The following is a 947-nucleotide window of genomic DNA, read 5'->3' on the forward strand; positions in this document are numbered from 1 at the left end:
TGTAAACGACTCCGGTAAACCCTGGGTTAACCTGTATTCCATTGATGTGGTTTGGGTCTTGTGTGCCAAATCCTAAAACTGTATTGTTGTATATTTCACCACCAGAAATTACAGCCCCTACCTGAACCCCATCTCTGCCAGCGTTAACTACGAGGTTGTCATAAACTTTACAGTTAACGACCGAGTGCTCCCAAATCTTAGTAGGAGAACCTCCACAAGTTTTGGTTACCTGAAAATGATAGTGCGAATTACCAATATAAAAACCTTCTCCACCTGTGTTACTAACATAATTATCATGAAATGAAGTGTTGTACATAGTGAAATTCTCTCTCCAAGTATCTGAGTTGCAAGATGGGTCAGTTTTTCCAAAAATACCGGCATATCCAGTGTTATTGACTCTAATGTGATCAACCTCAAAATCTGTACTGGTGCCACCAATGTCTAATCCAACATTTGGACCATCAATTTCAATTCCATATTGTTCCGAAGCATCACCAGATCCAGTGATTCTGAAATGGCTGCTATACCGTATTTTAATTCCAAAAGATTTAGAACTGGCTAATTTAAATAAGGCTTTACCACCACAATTTTTAATTATTATCGGTTTGTCTTTGGTGCCATTCATATTAGTGATAACCTTGTTGTTGAAGGTGCCTGCCTGTAGACAGACTACATCACCGGGTTGTATCCCTTCTACATTACCATCTATCGTATATTGGTTTGGAGGAATATTATAATCGCAACCACATTGGCTGAAAGACATATAGGGAAAAGACAAAGCTACTATGAAGACAAATATTCGGTACCCAAAAGCCGAACTTTTGACAATAGACTTAAACATGATGAAGTTTGATGGTTTTAATATGAAATTAATATATTTCTACATGCAAATGAAGTAATTAACTTCTAAATTGACATAGAAACTCTACTAACTACCAGAATATCCG

The 947-nt window shown here is 37.1% G+C and carries 1 pseudogene; it reads right to left on the minus strand.

Going from position 1 to position 947, the window contains the following annotated elements:
• Positions 1-841, minus strand: a pseudogene (locus E1140_RS21405) (hypothetical protein); the annotation flags it as partial.
• Positions 842-947: the final 106 nt, after the last annotated feature.

The sequence above is a fragment of the Fulvivirga lutimaris genome (assembly GCF_009711525.1).
GTDB classification, from domain to species: Bacteria; Bacteroidota; Bacteroidia; order Cytophagales; family Cyclobacteriaceae; genus Fulvivirga; species Fulvivirga lutimaris.